Below are 24,683 nucleotides of genomic sequence, written 5' to 3' on the forward strand. Positions count from 1 at the left end.
CGGCGCCGGTTCAGTCCTCGGCGCCGGACGCCGCGGGCAGCTCCCGCAGGCGCTCGGCCACGCCGTCCTCCTGCCCGTACCGCCGCCGCAGCAGTTCCTCGATCCGGTCGCGGATGGCCCGGGCCCGGTGCAGATGGCCGTTCTCCCGGCGCAGGTCGCGGTCCACGCGCAGCAGTTCGGCGCTGTTGGCCTCCACGACGAAGCTCCGCAGCTCGGCGAGGTCCAGCCGGCGGTTGAGCTCGTGGACGGTGTCGCGCCACTCGTGCAGCAGGCCCACCAGCTCGCTGTGGCCGGGGTCGGCCAGGACGCCGGAGACCAGCGCGGCGTCCGTCGCCGAGAGCACCGGGCGCGGGAAGACCCGGTGCACCGGGCGCGCGGGGTCGAGCGGCCCGAACCGCGGGTCGGCCAGGATCCCGGTGTTCTTCACCAGTTCGTCGGTGACGGCGTCCAGGGCCTGCCGCTCCCGCTCGTGGGCCGCCGCCCGGCGCTCGGCGAACACCCCGCTGATGGCGGCCACCAGCGCCAGCGTCTGGATCAGCGGCTCCCACTTCTGCCGGAACGGCGCGGCGGCCAGCCAGCTCACGCAGACCCCCAGGGCGAGCGCGAGCGCGCCGAAGGTCAGTACCGACCAGCCGGACCGCCGCATCGGACGGAGCGCCACCTCAGCCGAACGGGTTCGGGGCGGGCGGCCGGTGCGATCCGTTCGGGGCGGGAGGAGGACCGGCCTGGAGCAGCACCAGGTCCATCCCGAAACTCGGCTCCCCGATCGCCGCGTTGAACCCGGAGCGGGTGCGCCCCACCTCCACGGCCCCGGCGTCCGCGAGCATCTTCTCCAGCCCGGCCGGTGAGTACTTCCGGGTGATCAGCAGCCGGATGGTGTCCTCGTCCGGGAACTCGATGCTGCTGCGGTCCGGGAGGGTGAGCCGCAGCTGGCCGCCCGTACGGTTCCGGTAGACCACCTTCACCAGCAGCGAGCGGTCCTCCTCCACGACCGCGCCGAAGGACACGCTGTCCATGTCGATCCGCAGGTCGGTGTACTGCATGACGGCGCTGGTCACGAACTCGCCGAAGCGCGGGCTCGCCCGGTACTCGCGCGCCGCCGCCCGGGCGCCGGCCTCGTCCAGCTGCTCGGTGCTGGCCACTTCCAGCATGAAGCGGTCCTGCGGGCGCAGCAGCTGCCCCATCAGCAGGGCCAGCAGCGCGGTGTCGTCCTCGAAGTTGGCGAGGGTGTTGCCGAGCAGTGAGTAGATCACCGGCTCTTCGCCCACGAGCCGCTCCACCAACCGGCGCAGGCCCAGGACGTTCCGGGCGGAGGAGAAGTCGAGCTGGACGGGGACCACGCTGCCCGCCGGGATGTCCAGGTTGCGCAGCGCCTCCCGCTGGCCGAGCCGCAGCATCTCCGGGCTGACGTCCACGGGTATGTAGCGGAGTTCGGGGTGGCCGCGGCGCAGCCGCTCCAGCACGGCGTGGTCCTTGTGGCCGGTGCCGGTGCCCAGGCTCACGTAGTGGTGGCGCTGTCCCTCCAGCGCGGTGCCGATCCGCTGCCAGCGGCGGGTGAAGGACTCGATGCTCTCCCGCATCACCGGATAGAAGAGGTCGGAGCAGGCGTGCACCCACGCCACGGTCGACTCCACGCCCCAGTACGAGAAGCCGGAGGAGATGCGCTTGCCGTCGCCCGTGCGCGAGAACGGTGCCCGCAGCTCACCCGTCAACTGGGAGAACTTCTGGGACTGGTCCTCGCCTACCATGCACAGGGTCCAGGAGAATCCCGGATCGGTGAGCGCTCCTTCGAGCCGATGGACTGCCGGTTCCCGCAAGGCCATGGACGGCGCACCCCCCGCTGTGTGGTCCGACCTCTGTCATCGATACGGACGGTGCGGTCACGGCCGTTGCCGCGCGCACCGTCCGTTTCCGAACCTACACGGTCGTGCCCGGTGAGGGGATGGATCAGGCCTGCGAGAGCCGCCGCCGGTCGGCGGGCCGGGACCGGGACTTGGCGGCCGTGCGGGCCGCGCGCCGGGCGCGGCGCCGCTCGCGCCGCAGGGCCCGTGCCGTACTGCTGGGCGCGGAGACCACGCCGTACCGCTGGTTCCACACCTGCCGGGTCACCCAGACATCGACGACGCTCCAGGTGGCGACGACGGTGCCGCCCACCGTGGCGAGCACGGCGGGGAAGGCGAACCACGACGCGGCCAGGGTGCACAGAAACGCGATCATGGCCAGAATCAGGGTGACCGAGCCGATGATGACCGCCCGCACCGCGGACGTCCGGACCGGATCGGGGAGCCGGGGCCGGGGCGCGGATTCCACCGTCCACAGCGGACGGTGGCCGCCGTCCTGCCGGGACTCGGCGGCAGTGGTGCGATGCGGCGCTTCACCGGAGGGCTCGGCGGTGTGCGCGGACGCTGGGCGACGTCGTTCGGTGTCCATCTGACCTTCACTCCCCCCACGTGGCGGACTGCTCGACGGCCGGGTGCGAGGTTCCCCGGCTCCGGGGCGGGTGCCCGGCAGACGCCGTTCGAAAAGCGGGGTGATCGGGAAATCCCGTCCCATCCCCACTCAGGATCACGAATGCCGGAGGCGGGAGGTTCCACCGAGGCGGAACTTTTCAGCCAAATACCCGGTCGAACTGTGGCGATCCCCCTGGGTGGCGTGAGCCACAGGGAGGCGGTGATGTCCGGGAATCGCCCGGACAACTGCGGACGCAATGCCTGCGCGTACAGCCATGAGCGTACGGACTGGTCTTCGAGTTGTCCCCGTCCAGTAGTAGGCTCGCGCCGTTTATTGACGGAACACCACCCCCGCGAAGCGGGGTTGACAAGGGGAGGCCATGCGCTTTCGCGGGAAGTCCATCCGCAGGAAGATCGTGGGGCTGCTTCTGGTACCGCTGGTGTCCCTCACCTCCATCTGGGCCTTCGCCGTGGGCATCACCGGCCGGGAGGCGCAGCGGCTGCTGGATTTCGCCGCACTCGTGGAGTCGGTCGGCTATCCGGCCGAGAACACCGTCCACATGCTCCAGGAGGAGCGCCGTCAGGCCCTGGTCCACCTCGCCGACCCCCGCAGCTCGGACGGGCTGGCCCGGCTGCATCGCCGGGAACGTGCCACCGACGCCGTGGTGGAGCGGCTGCGCGACAGCGCCGCCGACGAGGAGATGCACGACGACGGACAGGCGGACGAGCAGCTCATCACCCTCCTGGACGGCCTGGACGGCCTCGACTCCCTGCGCGGCAAGGTCGAGGAGGGCACGGTCTCCCGCAGCTACGCGTTCGCCGCGTACAACGCGCTGATCGACCCCACCTACGACTTCCTCGCCGCCGTGCACGCGCTCGAGGACGTCCAGATGGACAAGCAGGCCCGCGCGCTGATCGGTGTCACCCGCGCCCGCGAGGCCCTCTCCCGCGAGGACGCGCTGTTCGCCTCCGCGCTGGCCGCCGGCCACCTCAGCCGCCACGACCTGCGGCTCTTCTCCGACCGGGTCGCCGACCGCAAGCTGCTGTACTCCACCAGCCTGCCGGTGCTCCCCGCCGAGGAGAGCGCCGTCTACGCGAAGTACTGGAACAGCCCCGACACCGTCGATCTGCGCTCCGCCGAGGAGCGGATCCTCTCCACGGGGCCCGGCCGGGCGGCCCTGGACACCACCGACGCCGCACGCTGGCAGGCCGCCGTCGGCACGGTCCTCGGCGACCTCGACCGGATGAACACCGCCGCCGGACACCGCTATCAGGACCGGGTCGAACCCGTCGCCATCGGCGTGCTCGTCAAGGCCGGTGTCGCGGGCGTCCTGGGATTCGCCGCCGTCCTGGTCTCCCTCGTCGTCTCCGTCCGCATCGGCCGCAGCCTGGTCCGCGACCTGACCCGGCTGCGCAAGGAGGCCCACGAGGCCTCCGGTGTACGGCTGCCGAGCGTGATGCGCCGGCTGGCCGCCGGGGAGCAGATCGACGTGGAGACCGAGGCGCCCCGCCTGGAGTACGGCCCCGACGAGACGGGCCAGGTCGGCCAGGCCCTCAACACCCTCCAGCGGGCCGCCGTGGAGGCCGCCGTCAAACAGGCGGAGCTGCGCCGCGGCGTCTCCGAGGTCTTCGTCAACCTGGCCCGCCGCAGCCAGGTCCTGCTGCACCGGCAGCTCAGCCTCCTCGACACCATGGAACGCCGCACCGAGGACACCGACGAGCTGGCCGACCTCTTCCGGCTCGACCACCTGACCACCCGGATGCGGCGGCACGCCGAGGGCCTGGTGATCCTCTCCGGGGCGGCGCCGTCCCGGCAGTGGCGCAAGCCCGTCCAGCTGATGGACGTCGTCCGCGCGGCCGTCGCCGAGGTGGAGGACTACGAACGCGTCGAGGTCCGGCGGCTGCCGCGGCTCGCCGTCACCGGGCCCGCCGTCGCCGACCTCACCCATCTGGTGGCCGAACTCCTGGAGAACGCCACGGTGTTCTCGCCGCCGCACACCGCGGTCCAGGTGCACGGGGAGCGGGTGGCGAACGGCTTCACCCTGGAGATCCACGACCGTGGCCTCGGGATGACCGCCGAAGCGCTGCTCGACGCCAATCTGCGGCTCGCCGAGACCCCCGAGTTCGAGCTCTCCGACACCGACCGGCTCGGCCTGTTCGTGGTCAGCCGGCTCGCCCGCCGCCAGGGGGTCCGGGTGTCGCTGCAGACCTCTCCGTACGGCGGCACCACCGCCGTCGTGTTCATCCCCGCCCCGCTGCTCACCGACCCGGCCACCGAGGGCGGCGCCCCGGACGCCGCCGGCCGGACCGGCGACCGGGAGACGGCGGGCAGCCGGGTGGTGGCGCTGGCCACGGCCCCGGTGTCGCTGCCGCCGGCCCGGCGGGGGCAGACGCCGGTCCTCGACGGACCGGTCGAGCTCGAGGCGCCGCTGGGGTCCCTGGAGGAGGACGAGGAAGGAGTGCTCTTCCGCCCGGCCGCCGAGGAGGAGCACCAGCAGGCCCACGACAGCGGCTCCGAGGACCACCGGGCCGCCCCCGGCCGGTCCGTGGAGCCGCAGCACGGCCGGGCCCCCCTGCCCCGCCGCCGCTCACCCGTCCTGGTCTCCGACCGCGGCCGGCGGGTGGAGGGGCGGGGCGAGCGCGGGGCCGCCCGGCCGGAGGAGAGGAAGCGCCCCGAAGCGGCGGACGGTACCGGGCAGGCCGGGGGAGGACTGCCCCGCAGGGTGCGGCAGGCCAGCCTCGCCCCGCAGCTTCGGACCGTCCCCCCGCCGCGGGGCGGCAAGGACGACGCGCCCGCCGGTACCGAACCCGAGCGGGACGCCGAGGAAGTGAGGGCCAGGATGGCCTCGCTTCAGCGGGGGTGGCAGCGGGGCCGTGCGCAGAACGGCGAGCACACGGCCCCCGCCGAGGACGCAGCACCAGGAACGAGAACTGAGGGAGACGGTCGATGACCGCACCGAACGCCACGGCACACAACGGTTCGAGCGGCGGGGCAGGTGAGCTCAACTGGCTTCTCGACGAACTCGTCGGACGTGTGCGCAGCATCCGCAAGGCGCTGGTGCTGTCCAGCGACGGCCTGGCCACGGGCTCGTCGCAGGACCTCACCCGCGAGGACGGCGAGCACCTGGCCGCGGTCGCGTCCGGCTTCCACAGCCTGGCCAAGGGCGTGGGCCGCCACTTCGACGCGGGCCGGGTGCGGCAGACCGTGGTGGAACTGGACGACGCGTTCCTGTTCGTGACCGCCGCCGGGGACGGCAGCTGCCTGGCGGTGCTGGCCGACGCCGACTCCGACGTCGGCCAGGTGGCGTACGAGATGACACTGATGGTGAAGCGTGTGGGCGTGCACCTGGGCAGCGCCCCGAGGTCCGGTCCCGGCGCCGGAGGGTGACGGGACGTCATGAGCGGAGACGGGGGGTCTCATGAACGGAGAGAGTCAGGACGCGGCACGGTGGTACGACGACGCGGCGGGACCGGTCGTCCGGCCCTACGCCATGACCCGCGGCCGTACCCGCGGCGGGACCGATGACCTGGACCTGATCGCCGTGGTGGTCCTGCAGAGCAGCGCGCAGGACCCGGACGGCAGCGCGTCGGCCGAGGCCGCGGACCGGACGCTGTCGCCCGAACACCTCGACATCGTCGACCGGTGCCGGGAGGAGCCGCAGTCCGTCGCGGAGCTGGCGACCGGACTCGACCTCCCGGTCGGGGTGGTCCGGGTGTTCATCGGCGACCTGATCGACGCCGATCTGGTCCGGATCTCCCGTCCGGTGCCTCCCGCGGACCTCCCCGACGAGGAGATCCTGCGTGAGGTGATCACCGGGCTCCGGGCGCTCTGAGCACTGCCCGTCGGTCCGCGGCGGCCGGTCCCGGCCGCCACGGACCGGGGGACGACGCCGGCGTGGCCTCCTCCGGTGACGAGGGCGCGCCGCGGCTCGGTGCGCGGACGCCGGTCCCGCGCCCGCGCACGCGCCGGTCGGTGAGACCTCCTCCGGGGGCCGGCCGATCAGCGCACAGCCCTTCAGCGCAGCAGAGGTCTTCAGCGCACCGGCCGGCACAGCAGGGCGTCCGGCGTCCCCCGGGACCCCACGCGAGTGGTGAACGCGATCCCGGCCGCGTACTCACCGGATCCGCACTGGCCCTTGTACCGGCCGTGCGCGAACTCCCCGCCCCCGGCGTCCTCCGGACGGTTGTCGCCGCGGTCGAACCACACCGTGCGGCCGTTCCCCGGCCGGGCGCCCGCCGCCGTGCACAGCGCCGCGGAGACCGTCGCGCCGCGCACGCTGTAACCGGTCAGCCACTGCCCCGCCGGACACTGGAGTTTGGTGTACCCGGTGGCCCAGTCCCCGCCCGGCTCGACATGGCGTTCGTCGCGGACCACCTCGTACCCGCTGCCCGCGGGAGCACGGTCGCGCGTGGCCGTGTCCGTGCACAGGCCCCGGGCTCCGGTGTGGCTCAGCCCGATGAGGCGCTGGCCGTCCGGGCACGCCGCCTTGCGCGCCCCGCGGTCCCAGTCGCCCGCCGCGCGCATCCGCAGCGACTGGTCGAAGTCGCCGTGGTCCGGGCTGAGCATCGACCAGCGGTCCACCGGCGCGACCCGGCCGGTCCGGCCCTCCGCGCCGATCAGCTGCCTCCACGGCCCGGCGCGCCAGTCGTCACCGTCGAACAGGCCCATCCGGCGGCCCGCCGCATCCCAGTGCAGCAGGGCCCAGCCGTTGCCCCGGCGGTTGTCGTGATGGCCCACCAGCGGCCAGTAGGCGAAGTCGGCGTCGGCCTCGACGAGGAGGTCCACGAAGGCCCGGAACCAGGCCCGTGGCTTCTCACCGGCCTCCTCCCGGCCCCCGACGCCGAACTCGCTGATCCAGACGGGGGCGGTGAAGTGCCGGTCCCGTCCGGCGCTGACGTAGAACGCCTGCCGGTGCAGCACGTCGGCCAGCTCCGCCCGGCTCAGATCCTGGTAGCGGGGGTCGGAGGTCTCGCCGAGGCCGGTGGCGCCGCTGTGCCGAGGGCCCGTGTAGCCGTAGAAGTGGGCCGAGTAGACGAGCTTCCCGGACCGCACCAGGGTGTGCGACAGCCGCTCGACCGGCTCCAGAGCGGGCCGTCCGTGGGCGAATCCGTCCACCGGGATCCCCGTCCAGTTGATGCCCTCGACGATCACCAGCAGGTCCGGGTTGCCCTCCTCGAGGATGCGGTCGCCCAGCCGCTGAGAGGCGCGGAACCAGTCGTGGCGGTCGCCGAGCCCCCAGTTGGGGTCGTCGAAAACGTCCCGGCGCACCTCGTTGTACAGATCGGCCCCCACCACCCGCGGGTTGTCCCGGTAGCGGCGGACCATGAACAGCCAGTCGTCCTCCCAGGCCTCGGTGGAACGGCTGGAGTTCCACCGCTCGTTGCCGTCCACCCCGCAGCACCAGCGCGTCGTGCCGGTGTGGTTGTTCAGGATCACCGCGAGGCCGGCGTCGGTCAGGGCGCTCACCACCGCGTCGTAGACCTGGAGCGGGGTCCGGCCGCGCAGCCCCGGCTCGGCCGCCACGGCGGCGTCCGGGACGGGCTGCCGGTCGTGCACCATGGCGTTGGAGAAGGGCAGCCGCACGCTGTTCAGGCCGAGTTCGCGGAACCCTCCGACGATCTCCCGCAGGGAGGCACGGTCCAGGCCGAGGGGGATGCCGTCGGACTTCTCCCCGGCGTGGTGGTTGCCGGGGTCGGCGGGGTCGCCGGAGCCGTTCCAGGTGCCGCTCGCCCCGTGCCAGTTGCCCGACTTCAGCTTGAACCGGTCGCCGTCGGCGTCCACGATCCAGCGGCCCCGGGTGCTCAGCGGCGGGGTCCAGTCCGGTGCGGGTGGGGCGGGCGCCGGGTCCGCGCGCGCCGTCGTCGCCGTCGCCGGCGCCGTGGGCGAGTCGGCCGCCGCGCCCGGTGCCGCCGTGGCGGCCACCAGGACGAGTAACAGCGAGCCGATCAGCGCCGGTCCGATGTGGATCCTGTGCAACGGGTACCCCGATTCGAAGTTTGGCAGGTATGTGTCAGGCAGGCGCCATGATGACGGGCCGCCGAGGGGCGTGACCAGAAGGCCGCTGCCGTGGCACCGCCCCCTCACTCACGGAGGAACTGGGAGCAGCGGTACGGCCCGACCGGCGCGCCGTTGGCCGGCCGGAGCGTGACCTGCACATCGTCGGGGCGTACCCGCTTGTCGAGGAGCGACTGTGCACGGGCGAGCGAACAGACGAGCTGCCCGGTCCCCATGCTCTTCGGGTCGATCTCGTCGGTCTCCGCCAGCGAGAGCACCACCCGGCTGCCGTCCGCCGTCGCGGAGTACGCGAGGTCCCGCGGCACCAGATTGGTCAGCCCGGTCCGCTGCTCCTCCTCCGTCGGGCCGGCGGCGAGGAGTTTCAGCGGATCCCCGACACTGCGCAGTTCGGTGTCCGGGCGGGGGACCCCGCGCAGGCCCTGATCGGAGGCGAAGTACACCCGCATGCCCCGGGTGAGTCCGGTGGCGGGCTCGCCCGCGTCGATGACACCGGTCGGCTGGATACCGCAGCCCGCGAGCACCAGCAGCAGGGGAGCGAGGGAACCGATCCGGCCCCGCATGACGGAGGCGGTCCGGCGCGGGGCGAAGGCGGCGGCCGGGCGGCTCATCCCGCGTCCTCCACGGGGTGGATGGGCAGCCGCAGGGTGAACAGCGCGCCGCCGCCCGGCCGGTCCCCGACCTCGAGGGTGCCGCCGTGCAGCCGGGCGTTCTCCAGGGCGATGGCCATGCCGAGTCCGCTGCCTTCCGATCGGGTACGGGCCGTGTCGGCCTTGTAGAAGCGGTCGAAGACCTGCCGGCGCACCTCCGGGGGGAGGCCGGGGCCGTGGTCGGAGACCTCGACGGTCAGCCCGTCCGCCGTCGCCGCCAGCACGACGGTGACGGGCGGCGCGCCGTGCCGCAGCGCGTTGCCGACCAGGTTGGCGACGACGACGTCGATCCGGCGCCGGTCTATGCGGGCCCGCAGCCCCGGCGGCAGCTCGGCCCGCACCGTGTCCGTCCAGCCGCGCACCGCCAGCGTGGCCCGGATCGTCTCGCCGACATCGGTGTCCTCCAGGTTGAGGGCGGCGGCACCGGCGTCGAAGCGGGAGATCTCGATGAGATCGTCCACCAGCCGGGCCAGTTTGGCGGTCTCCGCGCTGACCGCACGGGCGGCCTGCGTGGTGTCCGGGGGCAGCCGCTCGGCGTCCTCGTCGAGGACGCTGGAGACGATGGTCATCGCGGCGAGCGGGGTGCGCAGCTCATGGGAGACATCGGCGACGAAGCGCTTGGCCTTCGCTTCCTGGTCACGCAGCTCGGCGACGGACGACTGCAGGGCGGCGGCCGTCTCGTTGAACGTCCGTGCCAGGCGGGAGAGCTCGTCCCGCCCCTTCACCGCCACCCGGGCCCCCAGCTCGCCGTGCGCCAGGTCGCGGGTCGCGAGGCCCAGCTTCCGTACCGGCCGCAGCACGGTGCCGGCGGCGGCCAGGGCCAGCAGGACCGCGAGGCCCACCACCGGGACGACACCGGCCCGCACGGTGCTCAGCAGCGCCTCGGTGTCCGCCTGCTCGTCCGCGAGCGACATGATCGTGAACACCTCGACACCGGAGGAGAGGCCGTTCTCGGCGAAGGTGACCGGAGTGCCGATGACCAGCCAGGGCTCCCCCTGCGCTGCCACACGCTGGAAGGCGAGCCGGTTCGTGGACCGGACGGTGGAGCGCAGCCCGCTGGATATCCGGGTGCGGTCGGCGAGCCGGTCGGACGTGACCTCCACGTTGCGGTAGCGGGCGACCACGATCGCGGACTGGAGCCTGGTGGAGACCTCCCCGGCGAAGCGGGTCAGCGAGTCGCGGTCGGGCGGTACGTCGGTCTCGGCGGCCACGTCGCCGACGCGGGAGCGGAAGTCCTGCAAGGCGGACGTCTGCGCCCGGTCGAGGACGGAGGTGCGGGCCTCCCGGTAGGCGAGCGCGGTCGAGGTGACAGCGCTGATCAGGGCGACGAGGACAAAGGCGATCACGAGCCGGCCGCGCAGTCCGCCGACCCCGTTCACCAGCCGTCGCAGCAGCGGCCTCACAGCGGACCGAACCGGTAGCCGAAGCCCCGCACCGTCTGGATGTACCGCGGTCTGGCGGCGACGGTCTCTATCTTGGCGCGCAGGCGGCCGACCGCCGCGTCCACCAGCCGGGAATCCCCCAGGAAGTCGTGCTCCCAGACGAGTTCGAGCAGCTGCTCCCGGCTGAAGACCCGGCCGGGAGCGGCCGAGAGCTCCAGGAGCAGCCGCAGTTCGGTGGGCGGCAGCCGCAGGGGGGTGCCGTTCCTGGTGACGGTCAGCCCGGACCGGTCGATGACCAGCCCCTCGTACGTCTCCACGGGGTCGGTCCGCGGCGCGGGTTCCGCCCGGCGCAGCGCGGCCCGGATCCGGGCCTCCAGCACCCGTGCCGTGACGGGCTTGACCACGTAGTCGTCCGCCCCCGCCTCCAGACCGCTCACCACGTCGAGGTCGTCGCCGCGCGCCGTCAGCATGATGATCGGCATCGTGCTCCGCGCGCGGATGCGCCGGCACACCTCGAAACCGTCCAGGCCGGGCAGCATCAGGTCCAGCACCACGATCTCGATCCGGCCGCCGTCCCGGTGCGCGAGAAGGCCGAGGCCCTCCTCGCCGGTGCCTGCCGCGTCGACCCGGTGGCCGTGGCGGCGCAGCACCAGCTCCATCCCGTCGCGTACGGAACGGTCGTCCTCGATGAGCAGCACATGGGGCATGCGAACGATTATGCGTGAGGGTTTGCCCAGTTCAACGGGGGTTCCGAAGGCCGGCAGGGGAGCGACGGGCATTGTTACGTTCCCATCATGTAGCCATCGAGTGCTCACCATGTGCCGCTTGGAGAGTTCTGGCCATGAGCACACAGACGACTTCCCGTACCTCCCGTTCCCTCCGCCTCGCGGCCGTGATCGCCGTCCCCGTCATGCTCTTCTCGTCGGCCTGCGGGGGCGGTGGGGAGAAGGAGATCCGCGACGAGGGTGTCGCCTCAGCCGGTGACGCTCCGGCCGGCTCCGGCTCCGGCTCCGGCTCCGGGACGGCAGGGAGCGGCGGCAAGGCAGGCAAGTCGGCGTTCTACGACGCGCAGCTGAAGTACACCCAGTGCATGCGCAAGGAGGGCATGAGCGACTGGCCCGACCCCAAGCTGAGCGGCTACGCGGACTGGCCGAGGATCGAGAAGATCCAGGAAGACGCCTCGAAGCAGGACGGCCAGAAGAAGTACCAGGCGGCGGCGAAGAACTGCGCCGAACCCATGCGGAAGACCATGGAGCTCGAACCGAAGGTGGACAAGCAGAAGGTCTACGAATCGATGCTCGCGCACGCCCAGTGCATGCGCAGCCACGGTGTCTCGAAGTTCGCCAACCCGAAGATGAACTCCGCGGGCAACGTCGAGGGCGGCGGTGACCCCAACCCGGTCTCCCCGGAGATCGACCAGGACTCGCCCTCGTACAAGCGGGCCCGTACCGCATGTGAGGGCAAGCTCATCGACGCCGCCGCGGGGCAGCAGTGAAGCGCAGCACCGTGTGGATCCTGCTCGCTGCCGCGACCGTCGCGGCGGCGGGCGGGTCCGGCTGGGCGCTGCTGGGGGACGGCGGCGAGGCCTCCGCGAGTTCCGCGAACCCGCGCAGGCCACCCGCCACCACCGAGATCACCCGTGAGGACCTGGTCAAGAGCAAGACCCTCGACGGCCGGCTCGACTACGCCGGGCGCCGCCCCCTCAAGGCCGCGGTGCAGGGCACGGTCACCAAGGCCGCCGACAAGGGCGCAACCGTCCGGATGGGACAGCGGCTGTACGAGATCGACGCGCGGCCGGTCGTCCTGTTGTACGGCTCGACGCCCATGTTCCGCGGCCTGAAGGTGGGCACCCTCGGTCCGGACGTCCTCCAACTGGAGCGCAACCTCCGTGATCTGGGCTTCGGAGCCGGCATCGTCATCGACAACAAGTACGACAACGCCACCAAGGCGGCCGTCAAGTCCTGGCAGCGCTCGCTCGGCAACAGCGCCCCCGACGGCAAGGTCGGCCAGGGCGACGTCGTCTTCCAGCCGCGGCAGGTGCGGGTGGTCTCCGCGGACGCCGCCGTCGCCGACCAGGTCGGCCCCGAGAAGACGGCGCTGACCATCGCCTCGAGCACGCCGGTCGTCCGCGTCGGCCTCGACGACACCGATCGGGAACTGGCGAAGAAGGGCACCAAGGCGGAGATCGAGCTGCCCGACGGGAAGCGGATCACGGGCCGGGTCTCCGGCACGGTCCGGCCGGAGGACGCCGGATCCGGAGGGGACTCCGGCGAGGAGAGCACCGACGGTCTGCAGGTGGAAATCGGACTCGACAAGAAGGAGGCGGTCTCCGGAGGCCGGTCGGGCCCCCTCAGCGTCACCTTCGTCCAGGAGAGCGCCGAGGACGTCCTCACCGTGCCCGTCGAGGCCGTCGTGGCCCTGCGCGAGGGCGGCTACGGCCTGGAGGTCGTCCGCGGCCGGACCACGAGAACGGTGCGCGTGGAGACCGGCATGACCGCCGAAGGCCGGATCGAGGTCTCCGGCGACGGCCTGGCGGAGGGCCTGACCGTGGGGACGGCGAAGCCATGACCGCGAGCGGCACCCCGGTGATCGAACTGCGCGGGGCCGGAAAGTCCTACCCCGGAGGCGTCCACGCCCTGCGCGGTGTGGACCTCCGGGTGGACCGGGGCGAACTGGTCGCCATCGTCGGCCCGTCCGGCTCCGGCAAGTCGACCCTGCTGAACCTCATCGGCACCCTCGACCGGGTGAGCGAGGGCGAGGTGCGGGTCGCCGGATACGACGTGGGAGCCCTCTCCGACACCAGGCTCTCCGCGCTGCGCGCCCGCCACATCGGCTTCGTCTTCCAGCACTTCCACCTGGCACCGGGCCGGGATGCGGTCGACAACGTCGCGGACGGGCTGCTCTACGCGGGGGTGCCGGTGAAGGAGCGCCGCGCCCGCGCCCGCAGCGCCCTGGAACGGGTCCGGCTCGGCCACCGGTTGGGCCACCGGCCCAACGAGCTCTCCGGCGGCGAGAAACAGCGGGTCGCCATCGCCCGCGCCCTGGTCGGCGACCCCGACCTGCTGCTGGCGGACGAGCCGACCGGCGCGCTCGACTCCGCTTCCGGCGAGGTCGTCATGGAGCTGCTGCACGAGCTGAACGCCGCCGGGACCACGATCTGTGTCATCACCCATGACAACGAGATCGCCGACTCGTTGCCCCGGCGCGTCCGGTTCCGCGACGGCGAGATCGTCGCCGACTCCCGAACGGCGTCCGCCGCTGCCGCCCCGGATACGGATCCCGGGGCGGGGTCCGGCACCGACTCCGGTACGGGCACCGGCACCGCTCCCCGCCCCGCTTGCCGTACCAGCCCGGAGCACGGCACCGATCCTGAATCCGGTACCGATCCTGAATCCCGTACCAATCCCGGACCCCGTACCGACGCCGACCCTCGTACCGACCCCGACCCCGACCCCGACCCCGACCCCGACCCCACCCCGGAGGTGCCCGCGCCATGAGCTCCCGCAGTCTCAGGCCCTCCCGGCTCTCCGCCGCCGACATCCTGCGGACCGGAGCCGTCGGCCTGCGCGCCCGGCGAGCCCGGGTGGTGCTCTCCGCACTCGGTATCGCGATCGGGATCGCCACCATGGTCGCCGTCGTCGGCCTCTCCACCTCCAGCCGTGCCCATCTGATGGCCCAGCTCGACCGGCTCGGCACCAACCTCCTCACCGCCGAGGCGAACGAGGCACCCGACGGCGGTCCGGCGAAGCTGCCCAGGAACGCCGTGGCGATGGTCGAGCGGATCGGCCCGGTGCAACAGGCCACCGCCACCGGGCAGATCAGCGCCCAGGTCCGGCGCAGTGACGCCGTCCCCCTGGACTACGCCGCCGGTGTCGGCACCCAGGCCGCCCGCCCCGATCTGCTGCGCACCCTCGGCGCCCGGGTGGGGGAGGGCCGGTGGCTGGACCGGGCGGGCGAGCGGCTGCCCGTGGTCGTCCTCGGCCCGGTCGCCGCGGACCGGCTCGGCGTCACCGGTCCCGGCGAGAAGATCATGATCAAGGACACCTGGTTCGTGGTCACCGGCATCCTCGAACCGGTCGAGCTGGTGCCGGCGCTGGACCGGGTCGCGCTGGTCGGATACCCGGCGGCGGAGAAGTACCTCGGCTTCGACGGGCACCCCACGACCATCTTCGAGCGGTCCTCGGACGACTCGGTGGAGGACGTGCAGGGCGTCCTCGGGCGCTCGGTCGACCCCGGCCACCCGGGCGCGGTCAGTGTCTCCCGGCCCTCCGACGCACTCGCCGCCAAGGCCACCACGGACGAGGGACTCACCGCGCTGATGCTCGGCCTGGGGGCGGTCGCCCTGCTGGTCGGTGGTGTGGGCGTGGCCAACACCATGGTGATCTCGGTGCTGGAGCGCCGTCAGGAGATCGGTCTGCGGCGGGCGATCGGCGCGACCCGGGGTGCCATCCGTACCCAGTTCCTCACCGAGTCCCTGCTGCTCTCGGCCCTCGGCGGGGTGGCCGGAGCGGCGCTCGGCGCGGCCGCCACCTGGGGCTTCGCCCGCGCCCAGGGCTGGCTCGTGGTGATACCGCCGTGGGCCCTGGCCGGCGGCCTGGGTGCCACCCTCGTCATCGGGGTGATCGCGGGCCTCTACCCGGCCGTACGGGCCTCCCGGCTGCACCCCACGGTGGCGCTCAACGCCACCTGACCTACGGGACGAACAGCCGGCTCACCTCTCGGCCTTCCGGAACCGCCTCCCCGACTTCCCCTCGGGAGCGGATTCCGGCCCGTCGGCACCGCTCCCGCCCCCGTGGGAGCCGAGTGCCCCGCTCGCCCCTGCCGGACACCCGCACCGGCAGGGGCGAGCCCGTTTGCCCCGTTCATCAGCGGCGCCTCAGGGGATCAGCAGCACCTTGCCCACGGTGTCGCGGCCCGCCAGCGCGGTGTGGGCGGCCGATGCCATCTCCAGCGGGAACCGGTGGCCGATCACCGGGGTGACCCGTCCGATCGCCGCCTCGGCCAGCACGCCGGCCTGCAACGCGTGGAACCGCTTCGGATCCACCCCCGGATTGGCCCCGCCGAAGCCGATGACGGTCAGCCCCCGGCCGTAGGCGAGCCCGCCCGGGATCTCCGTACCCGTGCCGGACGCGACCCCGTAGATGACGAACCGTCCGCCGGGCGCGAGGGTGTCGACCGCCTGTCTGCCGATCTCCCCGCCGACCGAGTCCAGCACGACGTTCACCCCGCGCCCGCCCGCGGCGCTGCGCACCTCCTCCACCCACCCGGGCCTGCCGTAGTCCACGGCGTGATCCGCGCCCAGCTTCCGGACCAGCTCCAGCTTGTGCTCGCCCCGGGCGGCGCCGATCACCGTCGCCCGAGCGACCTTGGCCAACTGCACCAGCAGACTGCCCACACCGCCCGCAGCCGCCTCCACCAGCACCGTCTCGTCCTCCCGGAGCCGGGAGATCTCGATGAGCGCGGCCGCGGTGAGCCCCTGGCCGAGCAGCCCGGCCGCGTCCTCGGTGGACACGCTGTCCGGCAGCACGTGGAGGGCCCGGCGGGACAGCACCGCCCGTTCCGCGTACCCGCCGGCGTTCCCGGTCTGTCCGGAGACCCGCTTGCCGATCAGCCCGGGGTCCACCCCGTCGCCGACCATGCACACCACCCCGGCGACGTCCCGCCCCGGCGTGTAGGGCCGTGGCACGGCGGCCGACTTGCCGGCACGCACCAGTGTCTCCACGAACTGGACCCCGGCCGCGGCGACATCGACGAGCACCTCGCCGTATCCCGGCTCCGGGTCCGCCACGTGTTCCACTCGCATGACCTCCGGCGGACCGAACTCGGCGACACGGACAGCGCGCATGCTGGCTCCCTCGTATGTCCTGTTACCCGTTGGCTCGGACGGCCGCCTCCTCGCTGGGCTCCGTCCCCATCGCGGATTACGCGACTGACGTGCGTTTTCCTCAAGTGGCCGAGAACGGGGTGTGCAGACCGGCCAATCTGCGGGGCGGCCGGAGCGGGGTGCGACGGGCGGGCCGACGGGGAGACACGCGGTATCCGGAGCGGACGGAAGGGCGGGGTGCGGGCCGCGGCCAGTCCGGGACGATGGAGTACCGGCTGCGGACCTCGGACGGCTGCCCGGCCGGCCTGGACTATCGGTGGATCAACCTGTACGGCCCGCACCCCGGGCAGGTGTGGGCCGTTGGAGGCAATCGTGGGTCAGATTTCGACTGTCAGGTCCAGCACCATCACGGCATAGACCGGAGAGTCAGGGAAGGGCTGACGCACGCCTACCTTCCTGTACCCCCAGGATTCGTAGAGAGCCTGAAGTCTGGGGCGCTTGGTATCAACGGTGAGCGCGGCCAACGCCTCATTCCGAGGCCCGAGGAGAGCCTGGTGCAGATGCTGACCCAGCCCACGCCCCCGCCACGCCACACGGAGCATCAGTTCCGAGATCGCGAAGGTGGAAGTCTCCGCAGGCGGAGTAGTCACGTACTCACGCCACCACTCTTGTCCGGCCTCGGATGGTGCCCCGTAGGTGAAGCCGATCGGCTGTCCGCCTCCGTCGTGAGCGATGACGCAGGAGAAGCCCGCCTTATTGCCCCAGTGATTCACGAACCAGGGAAAGCGCTGCACGAACTCCTCTTCGGCCCTGGCGGCATAGGCATCAGCGTGGACGTCCAGGAGCGTCTGCCGGATCTGCGCAAGGTCGTTGTGCGTGTAGTGCCTCAGTGCGACGTCTGCCGTGGTCACACAGTGCTCCATTCGGATCGGTAACGGTCGGTCCACTCCCGCGCCACAGTGGCACTCGGAGCGATGGTGAACAGATGACGGTGGAAGTCACCCAAGACCACACGCAATCGACCCGGAAGAGGATGCCTGGCCATCAGTACAAACACGTCCCCGGTGGTGTCGCATGCCTGCTCGATCTCCCCTTGACAGGCCTGGGCAAGGGCTAGGCGAGCTGTGGCCATGGCCCTGTTGCGGCGGTACTGCGCAGGCAGCATGGCCAGCGCCCGGTGGGACGCCATCTCGGCCTCCGCGGGGGCGTCAAGCTGTGCGTGGACGATAGCGGCGAGCGCTTCGAGTTCCGCGGGTCCGTAGAAGGCGATCCACGCTGGGCGGGGCAACTGCTCGGCATTGGCCAGGGCTTCCCGGGCGTGGCCGAGCAGTAACTGGCGAAGTCCCCTAACTCCACTTCACCCGAACGGAAGTTAGGTGTCGTGTACGGCCTTGGTCGCGCCTTTCCCCGGAGGGGCGACCAGCGCATAGGGCATACCGACTCGACAGTGAGGGCGACGATGACGACGCGCACTCCCGGCACCAGCACCCAGCCCCTGGGCTTGGGGCACTTTGAACATCCCCTCCTCGGCCGCCTAGTGGTTGATCATGCCCATGGCGACCGGATTGGTGTCCTCCGCGCCATCGCCCCGGACGTGGACAACCGCGATGCGGAACCGGAGCTGAAGGTCCCGGACACTCCGCCGGTGGCGTGGCTGGCGCCCGCGGGCGGCGGCTTGGAGTGGATCACGGATCCCGATGAAATCGAGGCTGCCCCGGAACCGGGCGGACCGACCTCGGCGGCCGGCGAAGGTGAAGCCAGGTGAGCGATGCCCACAGCGGCGAGCCGATGCCGGTGCCCCGCGCGCCGGCCACTCAACACGGGAGCGTCGTTGAACGATGTCGCCGAGGGGCTGGACGCCGTGCCTCTTGGGCTGGCCGACCGTCCGGCCCGGTCGGGGCTGACGCACTCGCCGGCGTGGAGCTGCTGGGCACAACCAATGTGCCCGCCGGGCAGATCGCCCCCGGACGGCCGCCCTCCGGGCGGAAGACGGGAGTTTGACGACAGGACCTGGATGTACTGGCCCGCCCGTCACACGCGGGCGGGCCCAGTAACGGCCAGACGGAAGGCGCTCGGCAAGGAAGCGGGTTCGTTCACGTCGCGCACCCTACTGTCCGACCGGTGCCTGGCGGGCGATTCGAGCCGCGCGCTTCAAGTGCCCTACGCCTCGGGGCCGCGACCCTGCCATTCGATCAGCCGCCCGCCTTGTCCGGGGCACGGACGCCTCCGCAACCGGTCAGGGACTCCGCACCCTGCACAGCCCCCGCAATCCTTCAAGGGGCAATGACCCGAGACCGCCGGGCAGGTACACGACGACTCCGTTGTACTGTTCCTTGCCGAGGCCGACCATTTGCTGACTGCCTGTGATCGGGGAGGCCTCAATCCCTCATCAGCCGCACACCGGGAGAAGAGATCCCATGGTCTTCGGGCGCTCTCAGCGACGCCGCAAGCCCGCCGTCGATCCGGTCACCCTCAAGATCCTTGTGGCGGGCGGCTTCGGGGTCGGGAAGACGACACTCGTCGGCGCGGTGAGTGAGATCAGACCCCTGCGCACCGAGGAACTGCTGACCGAGGCGGGACGGCCGGTGGACTCCACCGAGGGCGTCGAAGCCAAGCGGACCACCACCGTGGCCATGGACTTCGGCCGGATCTCGGTCCGCGAGGACCTCATCCTGTACCTCTTCGGCACGCCGGGACAGGACCGGTTCTGGTTCCTCTGGGACGAACTCGCGCAGGGCGCCCTCGGTGCGGTCGTCCTCGCCGACACCCGTCGGCTCAGCGACTGCTTCGCCGCGGTGGACTACTTCGAGCGGCGTGGCATCCCCTTCACGCTCGCGGTCAACTGCTTCGACGGGGCCGAGCGGTTCGCCGCCGAGACGGTGCGCGAGGCGCTCGACCTCGACCCGGAGGTGCCGGTGATCCTCTGCGACGCACGGGACCGGGACTCCACCAAGGAGGTCCTGATCTCGGTCGTCGAACACGCCATGGAGACCGGCGCGGACCGTCCCCGGCACGCCACCACCTGACGGAGCCGCAGGTCACACTCTGACGGGAGCCGCAGCCCACCACCGGTTGCGGCCCAGGAGGCCGCAGCGGCTCTCCCGGACGGTCCGGCCACCGGCCGAAGCCCGGCCACCGGCCGACGCCGCCCCGCCGCACCACGGAACGGAGCGGAACTGGGGCAGGGGACGGCCGAAACCGCCCCGCCGCGAACCGGCTGCCCCGCCGCGAACCGGCCGGCCCGGCGCGCACCGCGACGCTCAGCGAACCGGGCCTCTCAGCGGACCGCGACGCTCAGCGCACCGCGCCTCTCAGCGGACCACGACCACCGAGGACGCGTGCCCGAACAGCCCCTGGTTCGCCGTGATCCCGGCCCGCGCCCCCGGGATCTGCCGGTCGCCCGCCCGCCCGCGCACCTGCTGCACCAGCTCGTACACCTGGGCGATGGCCTGCGCGGGTACGGCCTCCCCGAACGAGGCGAGACCGCCGCTCGGATTGACCGGAATCCGGCCGCCGAGCGCGGTGGCCCCCTCCCGCAGCAGCTTCGCGCCCTCCCCGGCCGGGCAGAGCGCCAAGTCCTCGTACCAGTCCAGTTCCAGGGCGGTCGACAGGTCGTACACCTCCGCCAGCGACAGGTCCTCCGGCCCGAGCGCGGCCTCCTCGTACGCGGCCCGGACGACCGAGGCCCGGAAACCGAGTGCGGGCGGTTCCACCGCGGCCGCCGAGTCGGTCGCGATGTCCGGCAGATCCGGCACGGTCCGGGGGTACTGCGGCGTCACCGTGGACACCGCCCGGATCCGGACCGGGTCCCGCACCCCCTGCCGCCGGGCGAACGCGGTGCTCGTCAGGACCAGCGCGGCGGCTCCGTCGGAGGTGGCGCAGATGTCCAGGAGCCGCAGCGGGTCGGCGACGACCGGGGAGGCGGCCACCTGCCCGGCGGAGACCGCGGTGCGGTACCGGGCGTGCGGATTGGCCGCCCCGGCAGCCGCATTCTTCACCTTGACCTGGGCGAAGTCCTCGACGGTGTCACCGTGCAGATGCATCCGGCGGCGTGCCGCGAGGGCGAAGTACGCCGGGTTGGTGGCACCGAGTACCCGGAACCGCAGCCAGTCCGGGTCCTCCGGACGCTCACCGCCCGCGGGTGCGAAGAAGCCCTTGGGCGCCGCGTCCGCGCCGACCACCAGCACCACCTCGGCCAGACCCGCCAGGATCTGCGCCCGGGCGGTGTCCACCGCCTGCGCCCCCGAGGCGCAGGCCGCGTACACGCTGGTCACCCGCGCTCCCTGCCAGCCCAGCGCCTGCGCGAAGGTCGCGCCCGCGACATGGCCGGGGTAGCCGCACCGCACCGTGTCGGCACCGACCACCGACTCGACGTCCGTCCAGTCCAGGCCCGCGTCGGCGAGCGCGGCACGGGCCGCCACGGTGCCGTACTCCACGAAGCTGCGCCCCCACTTCCCCCAGGGGTGCAGGCCCGCGCCGAGGACCGCCACCTCCCGGGTCACGGCCGCTCACCTCCGGTCTCCCGCCCGTCGGCCCCGCCGCTCACCGGTCGGAAGTGCCAGGTGGTCCAGATGCGTTCGGCGTCCTCGTTCAGCACCCCGGGAACGACCTCGACCTCCATCCCCACGGCGAGATCCGCCACGGACACCCCGGGAGCGGCCTGACCGAGCACGATCATGCGCTCCGCCGCCAGCTCCACCGCGACCAGGGTGTACGGCACCCACTCCCGATCGGGGTCGGAGAGATACGGGGCCGGCGGCCGGTAGCGGCCGTCGGTGTAGGACCACACCCGTCCCCTCGGGGAGAGGGGGACCTCGGTCAACTCCGTTCCGGCGCAACGGGGGTTGCGGCAGTAGTGGTCCTCGCGGGGGAAGAAGACCGAGCCGCAGGCGGCGCAGCGGGTGCCCAGCAGCCGGAAACCCCGCTCGCCGGTCTCCCCGCGCGGACCCTCGCCCGGGCCCTCGTCCGTGCAGTCACCGCGGAACCAGCCGGCCACCACAGGTGTACGGATGCGCGACACGGCCCCTCCCACCTATCTGACGTTGTGTCAGAATCGTGCCACGTCCGGGCCTTCCTCGCGAGACCGCGTCAGGAGTGCTCCGCAAGCCATGCCGCGGCGGTCTCCGCCAGCTCCCGGTCGCGGCCCGCCAGCATCATCCGGATCATCCGCGCGTCCCCCCGCAGGGACCAGGCCGGGTGCCCGAAGGTGGCGGGGTTGTTCCCCTCGATGAGGAAGTGCGCGGGCCACGCGGTCCCGTAGCCGATCACCGGCAGCGCCGCGAGGAACCGCCGACGGCCGCTCATCAGCCCGTAGGTGCTCAGCGCGAGCCCGGTCAGGGTGCCGGTCAGATGGATCCAGCGCGTGGCCGCCCGGGAGTGCATGGCCACGTAGTACGGCCAGAACTCCTCGTACGAGGTGAATTTCCGCTGCGTCATTACCGCACCGTAGTGCGCGCCGCGCCGCACCGGGAGCCCCGGTGAGCCACGGCCCGGTCCCTCGTCCCGGAGGCCCCGGCGCCCTCCCTCCTCGTCGCCTCGGAGGCTCCCCTTCCACCGCCTTCCGGCGCTTCCGCTTCCGCACGGCTGATGCCTCGCGCCCGGCCCCGGGCACACGACACCAAAACCGACAGCACTCGTCAGGCCGGGGAGGCAACCTGCGCGGCCGAACGCCGGTCCTGCTGACGGGCCGGAATCGGCGAACTCCGGTTCCACGGGCTCCGGTACGCGTCCCCGACCGTGAGCGGGGGCGGTGCGGCGGAGCCGAACGCACGACGAGAACGGAAGGAATCCGTATGGAGGATCCACAGATACCCGGCCGCACCCCGTACCGGGTGCCGGCCGCGGCGGCGGGCCCGAGTGCGCCGCAGGCCGACAAGGCGCCGAAGGTCTCCTGCACCTCGCAGCAGCAGGGCCTGGCGACCAAGCTGTCCCAGCACATCAGGAAGGCGGTCGACGGCCGCAAGGGCACGATCGCGCTCGCCGTGCACGACCGCCGCACCGGCACCCGGTGCACTCTCGGCGCCGACCGGAAGTTCGACTCCGCGAGCGTCGTCAAGGTCACCGTCCTCGGCGCCCTGCTGCGCCAGGCGATGGAGGAGAACCGGGAACTCACCCGGAAGGAGGTGAAACTGACCACTTCCATGATCACCAAGTCGGACAACGAGGCCACCAGCACACTCTGGCGGCAGCTCGGCACCCGCGGCATCCAGCACTTCCTGAGCCTGGCCGGCATGACCCGCACGGTGCCGGGCGCGGACGGCTACTGGGGCCTCACCCAGGTCACCGCCGGTGACCAGATGAAGCTGCTCGACCTGCTGACGTCCGACAACGACGTGCTCGACCGGGACGCGCGGAGTTACGCCCGCGACCTGATGCAGCGGGTCGTGGACGGCCAGCGCTGGGGCACCCCCGCCGGTGCGCCGGACACGTCGACCATCGGGGTCAAGAACGGCTGGCTGAGCCGCTCCACCCACGGCTGGCGGGTGCACAGCGTCGGCACGTTCACCGGCGGTGGGCACGACTACGGCATCGTGGTCCTCTCCCACGGCAACCGCGCCATGGACTACGGCATCGCGAGCATCCAGGGCGTCGCCCGCCGGATCCACCAGGACTTGGCCCCCGCCGCCTCGTCCGCCGAGCGGTTCGTCCCCGCGACACCGCGCAAGGGAACCCCCGACCGGGCCGTCCCGCAGGTGCCGGGCGCCGAATAGCCCCACCGGGCCGGACCGTGTCGCCGCACGGTCCGGCCCTCTCGGACGCTCTCCACGGCGCCGGTGTCGCCCGAACCGGGGCCCGCGCACAGGCCGGTCGCGACGGCCGTGATCGTATGACGTCGTACCGCAATGCCCCGGGCCGGCCATCGACGAGGAGTTCGCCCCATGACCACTGACGACCGGACGGCGCCGCCGCACGCCGGCAGCGAGCGCGAGACGCTGCGCGCCTTCCTCGACTACCACCGCGCGACGCTCGCCATGAAGTGCGCGGGGCTCACCGACGAGGAATTGCGGCAGCAGTCCATGCCCCCGTCGACGCTCTCCCTGCTCGGCCTGGTCCGGCACCTGGCCGAGGTGGAACGGGCCTGGTTCCGCCGGGTGTTCGAGGACAACGAGGCGCCCCTGGTCTGGTCCCGCACCATCGACTTCCAAGCGGCGTACGACGCGAGCCGGTCGACCCGGAGCGAGGCCTTCGCGGCGTGGGAGGCCGAGGTCGAGAACTCCCGCCGCATCGAGCGGGAGGCCGCGTCGCTGGACCTGACCGGCCACCAGCCCCGCTGGGGGACGGCGGTGTCACTGCGGATGGCGCTGGTCCACGTCCTCCTGGAGTACGGCCGCCACAACGGACACGCGGACTTGCTGCGCGAGGGCGTCGACGGCGTCACCGGAGCCTGAGCGGCCGGCCGCGCCACCGGGCGAACGGCATCCCGTTGGAGCGGTCGGCACATGCGCCCAGGGGGCGCCGGAGGAGCATTCCATGGCCCCGACCGTCACCCGCTTCACGGACGGGAGGCCAGCGAACGCCGGTGGACCGGGAAGTCGAAGTAGGTGTCCGGGAACGTCTCCGGCTTGAAGGTGAAGTGCCACCACTCCTCGGGGAGGTTCACGAACCCCTGACCCTCCAGCGTCCGCTTCAGCAGCGTCCGGTGGGCCCGCTGCACCCCACCGACCCGTGGATCCTCGGTGTGCGACAGCGTGTCGAAACAGTCGAAGCCCGTCCCCATGTCCACGGAGTTGTCCGGGAACCGGTCCTCCCGCGGCGCATGGCAGGCGACCAGCGGCTCACCCGGCACATACGGGCGGGTCGGCCGGCCGGGCAGCCTCACCAGCGTCACATCGACCGTGCTGCCCCGGCTGTGCCCGGACTTCTCGGCGATGTAACCGTCCTCGAACAGCCGGGTCTTGTCGACCCTCGGATAGAACTCCCCCTTCATGGCCTGATCGTCGAGCCGCTTCGCCCAGTCGACGAAGTGGTTCACCGCGCGCTGGGGCCGGTAGCAGTCGTACACCTTGAGCGTGTAGCCCTTGCGCAGCAGCGTCCGCTGCGCCCGGTGCAGGGCCCGGGCCGCGGGGGCGGTGAGGATGCACAACGGCTGTCGGTAGCCGTCGATCCGTTCGCCCACGAAGTTGTGCCGGGTGACGTACCGCATCTCCTGCCGGACCGTCGGGTCGACGTCCCGCAGCGCCACGAACTCCTCGGGAGCCTTCGGCTCGGGCTGCGCCCGCGCCACCGGGGGAGCGGCGGTCGTGACGGCCAGAGCGGCGACGGACAGGGCCAGTACGCGCAGTGCGGCGGCAAATCGTGGCATGTCCACGGGATTTACCAGGTGACCGGTGCCTCGGGGAAGGGGGCGGGCGGACCCGCCGGGGG

The 24,683-nt window shown here is 72.5% G+C and carries 24 protein-coding genes and 1 pseudogene; 11 read left to right on the plus strand and 14 right to left on the minus strand.

Annotated elements, in window-relative coordinates:
* Nucleotides 1-10 precede the first annotated feature (10 nt).
* From AC3EQ1_RS25620 to AC3EQ1_RS25630, 3 genes are all read right to left on the minus strand, one after another.
* Nucleotides 11-646, minus strand: coding sequence for a hypothetical protein (locus tag AC3EQ1_RS25620; protein WP_432096693.1), 636 nt, complete (start codon nucleotides 644-646; stop codon nucleotides 11-13).
* Between the two features lie 16 nt (nucleotides 647-662).
* Nucleotides 663-1,748, minus strand: a complete 1,086-nt coding sequence (locus AC3EQ1_RS25625) for an L-histidine N(alpha)-methyltransferase (protein ID WP_432096694.1) — start codon at nucleotides 1,746-1,748, stop codon at nucleotides 663-665.
* 199 nt (nucleotides 1,749-1,947) lie between these two features.
* Complete coding sequence (locus AC3EQ1_RS25630) at nucleotides 1,948-2,430, minus strand: hypothetical protein (RefSeq protein WP_432096695.1); 483 nt, start codon at nucleotides 2,428-2,430, stop codon at nucleotides 1,948-1,950.
* 400 nt (nucleotides 2,431-2,830) lie between these two features.
* Between AC3EQ1_RS25630 and AC3EQ1_RS25635 the strand changes: the two genes are divergently transcribed.
* The 3 genes from AC3EQ1_RS25635 to AC3EQ1_RS25645 are packed head-to-tail and all read left to right on the plus strand — an operon-like array spanning nucleotide 2,831 to nucleotide 6,283.
* A complete protein-coding gene (locus AC3EQ1_RS25635; RefSeq protein WP_432096696.1) occupies nucleotides 2,831-5,401 on the plus strand; it encodes a nitrate- and nitrite sensing domain-containing protein in 2,571 nt (856 codons plus the stop codon).
* Complete coding sequence (locus AC3EQ1_RS25640; RefSeq protein WP_351506873.1) at nucleotides 5,398-5,838, plus strand: roadblock/LC7 domain-containing protein; 441 nt, start codon at nucleotides 5,398-5,400, stop codon at nucleotides 5,836-5,838. Before AC3EQ1_RS25635 ends, AC3EQ1_RS25640 begins: the two co-directional genes overlap by 4 nt.
* Nucleotides 5,839-5,869: 31 nt before the next feature.
* Entirely contained in the window at nucleotides 5,870-6,283 is a 414-nt protein-coding gene (locus tag AC3EQ1_RS25645) for a DUF742 domain-containing protein (RefSeq protein ID WP_432096697.1), read from the plus strand.
* Between the two features lie 200 nt (nucleotides 6,284-6,483).
* On the opposite strand, the gene AC3EQ1_RS25650 is transcribed toward AC3EQ1_RS25645, so the two are convergent.
* The 4 genes from AC3EQ1_RS25650 to AC3EQ1_RS25665 form a co-directional block, all read right to left on the minus strand.
* Complete coding sequence (locus AC3EQ1_RS25650; RefSeq protein ID WP_432096698.1) at nucleotides 6,484-8,427, minus strand: glycoside hydrolase family 5 protein; 1,944 nt, start codon at nucleotides 8,425-8,427, stop codon at nucleotides 6,484-6,486.
* Between the two features lie 104 nt (nucleotides 8,428-8,531).
* Entirely contained in the window at nucleotides 8,532-9,074 is a 543-nt protein-coding gene (locus tag AC3EQ1_RS25655; RefSeq protein WP_432096699.1) for a GerMN domain-containing protein, read from the minus strand.
* On the minus strand, nucleotides 9,071-10,516 hold the full coding sequence (locus AC3EQ1_RS25660) for an ATP-binding protein (RefSeq protein ID WP_432096700.1): 1,446 nt from the start codon (nucleotides 10,514-10,516) through the stop codon (nucleotides 9,071-9,073). Before AC3EQ1_RS25660 ends, AC3EQ1_RS25655 begins: the two co-directional genes overlap by 4 nt.
* Entirely contained in the window at nucleotides 10,513-11,202 is a 690-nt protein-coding gene (locus tag AC3EQ1_RS25665) for a response regulator (protein WP_432096701.1), read from the minus strand. The genes AC3EQ1_RS25660 and AC3EQ1_RS25665 overlap by 4 nt, the downstream gene beginning before the upstream one ends.
* Nucleotides 11,203-11,336: 134 nt before the next feature.
* Here AC3EQ1_RS25665 and AC3EQ1_RS25670 point away from each other — a divergent pair, with 134 nt between their 5' ends.
* The 4 genes and pseudogenes from AC3EQ1_RS25670 (at nucleotide 11,337) to AC3EQ1_RS25685 (ending at nucleotide 15,185) form a co-directional block, all read left to right on the plus strand.
* A complete protein-coding gene (locus tag AC3EQ1_RS25670) occupies nucleotides 11,337-11,990 on the plus strand; it encodes a hypothetical protein (protein ID WP_432096702.1) in 654 nt (217 codons plus the stop codon).
* Nucleotides 11,987-13,063, plus strand: a complete 1,077-nt coding sequence (locus AC3EQ1_RS25675; RefSeq protein WP_432096703.1) for a peptidoglycan-binding protein — start codon at nucleotides 11,987-11,989, stop codon at nucleotides 13,061-13,063. The genes AC3EQ1_RS25670 and AC3EQ1_RS25675 overlap by 4 nt, the downstream gene beginning before the upstream one ends.
* Nucleotides 13,060-13,758: pseudogene (locus AC3EQ1_RS25680) on the plus strand (ABC transporter ATP-binding protein); the annotation flags it as partial. The gene AC3EQ1_RS25675 and the pseudogene AC3EQ1_RS25680, both read left to right, overlap by 4 nt.
* Before the next feature lie 230 nt (nucleotides 13,759-13,988).
* On the plus strand, nucleotides 13,989-15,185 hold the full coding sequence (locus AC3EQ1_RS25685) for an ABC transporter permease (protein WP_432096704.1): 1,197 nt from the start codon (nucleotides 13,989-13,991) through the stop codon (nucleotides 15,183-15,185).
* Nucleotides 15,186-15,371: 186 nt separating this feature from the next.
* On the opposite strand, the gene AC3EQ1_RS25690 is transcribed toward AC3EQ1_RS25685, so the two are convergent.
* The 3 genes from AC3EQ1_RS25690 to AC3EQ1_RS25700 all read right to left on the minus strand — a co-directional run bounded on the left by AC3EQ1_RS25690 (nucleotide 15,372) and on the right by AC3EQ1_RS25700 (nucleotide 17,649).
* Nucleotides 15,372-16,340: a zinc-binding dehydrogenase gene (locus AC3EQ1_RS25690; protein ID WP_432096705.1), complete on the minus strand. Its 969-nt coding sequence runs from the start codon at nucleotides 16,338-16,340 to the stop codon at nucleotides 15,372-15,374.
* 356 nt (nucleotides 16,341-16,696) lie between these two features.
* Nucleotides 16,697-17,230: a GNAT family N-acetyltransferase gene (locus AC3EQ1_RS25695; RefSeq protein WP_432096706.1), complete on the minus strand. Its 534-nt coding sequence runs from the start codon at nucleotides 17,228-17,230 to the stop codon at nucleotides 16,697-16,699.
* Nucleotides 17,227-17,649, minus strand: a complete 423-nt coding sequence (locus AC3EQ1_RS25700) for an NsdA family TPR-like regulatory protein (RefSeq protein ID WP_488187175.1) — start codon at nucleotides 17,647-17,649, stop codon at nucleotides 17,227-17,229. The genes AC3EQ1_RS25695 and AC3EQ1_RS25700 overlap by 4 nt, the downstream gene beginning before the upstream one ends.
* A 129-nt stretch (nucleotides 17,650-17,778) precedes the next feature.
* On the opposite strand from AC3EQ1_RS25700, the gene AC3EQ1_RS25705 reads away from it, so the two are divergent.
* Nucleotides 17,779-18,084 (plus strand): hypothetical protein, encoded by a 306-nt coding sequence (locus AC3EQ1_RS25705; RefSeq protein WP_432096707.1) that lies wholly within the window; start codon nucleotides 17,779-17,781, stop codon nucleotides 18,082-18,084.
* A 652-nt stretch (nucleotides 18,085-18,736) separates the two neighbouring features.
* Nucleotides 18,737-19,345 (plus strand): GTP-binding protein, encoded by a 609-nt coding sequence (locus AC3EQ1_RS25710; protein ID WP_432096708.1) that lies wholly within the window; start codon nucleotides 18,737-18,739, stop codon nucleotides 19,343-19,345.
* Nucleotides 19,346-19,630: 285 nt separating this feature from the next.
* On the opposite strand, the gene AC3EQ1_RS25715 is transcribed toward AC3EQ1_RS25710, so the two are convergent.
* The 3 genes from AC3EQ1_RS25715 to AC3EQ1_RS25725 all read right to left on the minus strand — a co-directional run bounded on the left by AC3EQ1_RS25715 (nucleotide 19,631) and on the right by AC3EQ1_RS25725 (nucleotide 21,755).
* Complete coding sequence (locus tag AC3EQ1_RS25715; RefSeq protein WP_432096709.1) at nucleotides 19,631-20,821, minus strand: lipid-transfer protein; 1,191 nt, start codon at nucleotides 20,819-20,821, stop codon at nucleotides 19,631-19,633.
* A complete protein-coding gene (locus tag AC3EQ1_RS25720) occupies nucleotides 20,818-21,339 on the minus strand; it encodes a Zn-ribbon domain-containing OB-fold protein (protein WP_432096710.1) in 522 nt (173 codons plus the stop codon). Before AC3EQ1_RS25720 ends, AC3EQ1_RS25715 begins: the two co-directional genes overlap by 4 nt.
* Nucleotides 21,340-21,407: 68 nt before the next feature.
* A complete protein-coding gene (locus AC3EQ1_RS25725; RefSeq protein ID WP_432096711.1) occupies nucleotides 21,408-21,755 on the minus strand; it encodes an Mpo1-like protein in 348 nt (115 codons plus the stop codon).
* 356 nt (nucleotides 21,756-22,111) lie between these two features.
* Here AC3EQ1_RS25725 and AC3EQ1_RS25730 point away from each other — a divergent pair, with 356 nt between their 5' ends.
* Together AC3EQ1_RS25730 and AC3EQ1_RS25735 are read left to right on the plus strand one after the other, a co-directional pair.
* Nucleotides 22,112-23,029 carry a serine hydrolase gene (locus tag AC3EQ1_RS25730; protein WP_432096712.1) on the plus strand — a complete coding sequence of 306 codons (918 nt, stop codon included), beginning with the start codon at nucleotides 22,112-22,114 and terminating at the stop codon, nucleotides 23,027-23,029.
* A 168-nt stretch (nucleotides 23,030-23,197) separates the two neighbouring features.
* The gene (locus AC3EQ1_RS25735) at nucleotides 23,198-23,707 is read left to right on the plus strand and encodes a DinB family protein (RefSeq protein ID WP_432096713.1); all 510 of its coding nucleotides are present in this window, start codon (nucleotides 23,198-23,200) and stop codon (nucleotides 23,705-23,707) included.
* A 104-nt stretch (nucleotides 23,708-23,811) separates the two neighbouring features.
* Here the strand turns inward: AC3EQ1_RS25735 and AC3EQ1_RS25740 are convergent, their stop codons facing one another.
* Entirely contained in the window at nucleotides 23,812-24,621 is an 810-nt protein-coding gene (locus AC3EQ1_RS25740) for a M15 family metallopeptidase (protein ID WP_432096714.1), read from the minus strand.
* Nucleotides 24,622-24,683 lie beyond the last annotated feature (62 nt).

This window comes from Streptomyces sp. bgisy100 (assembly GCF_057709105.1).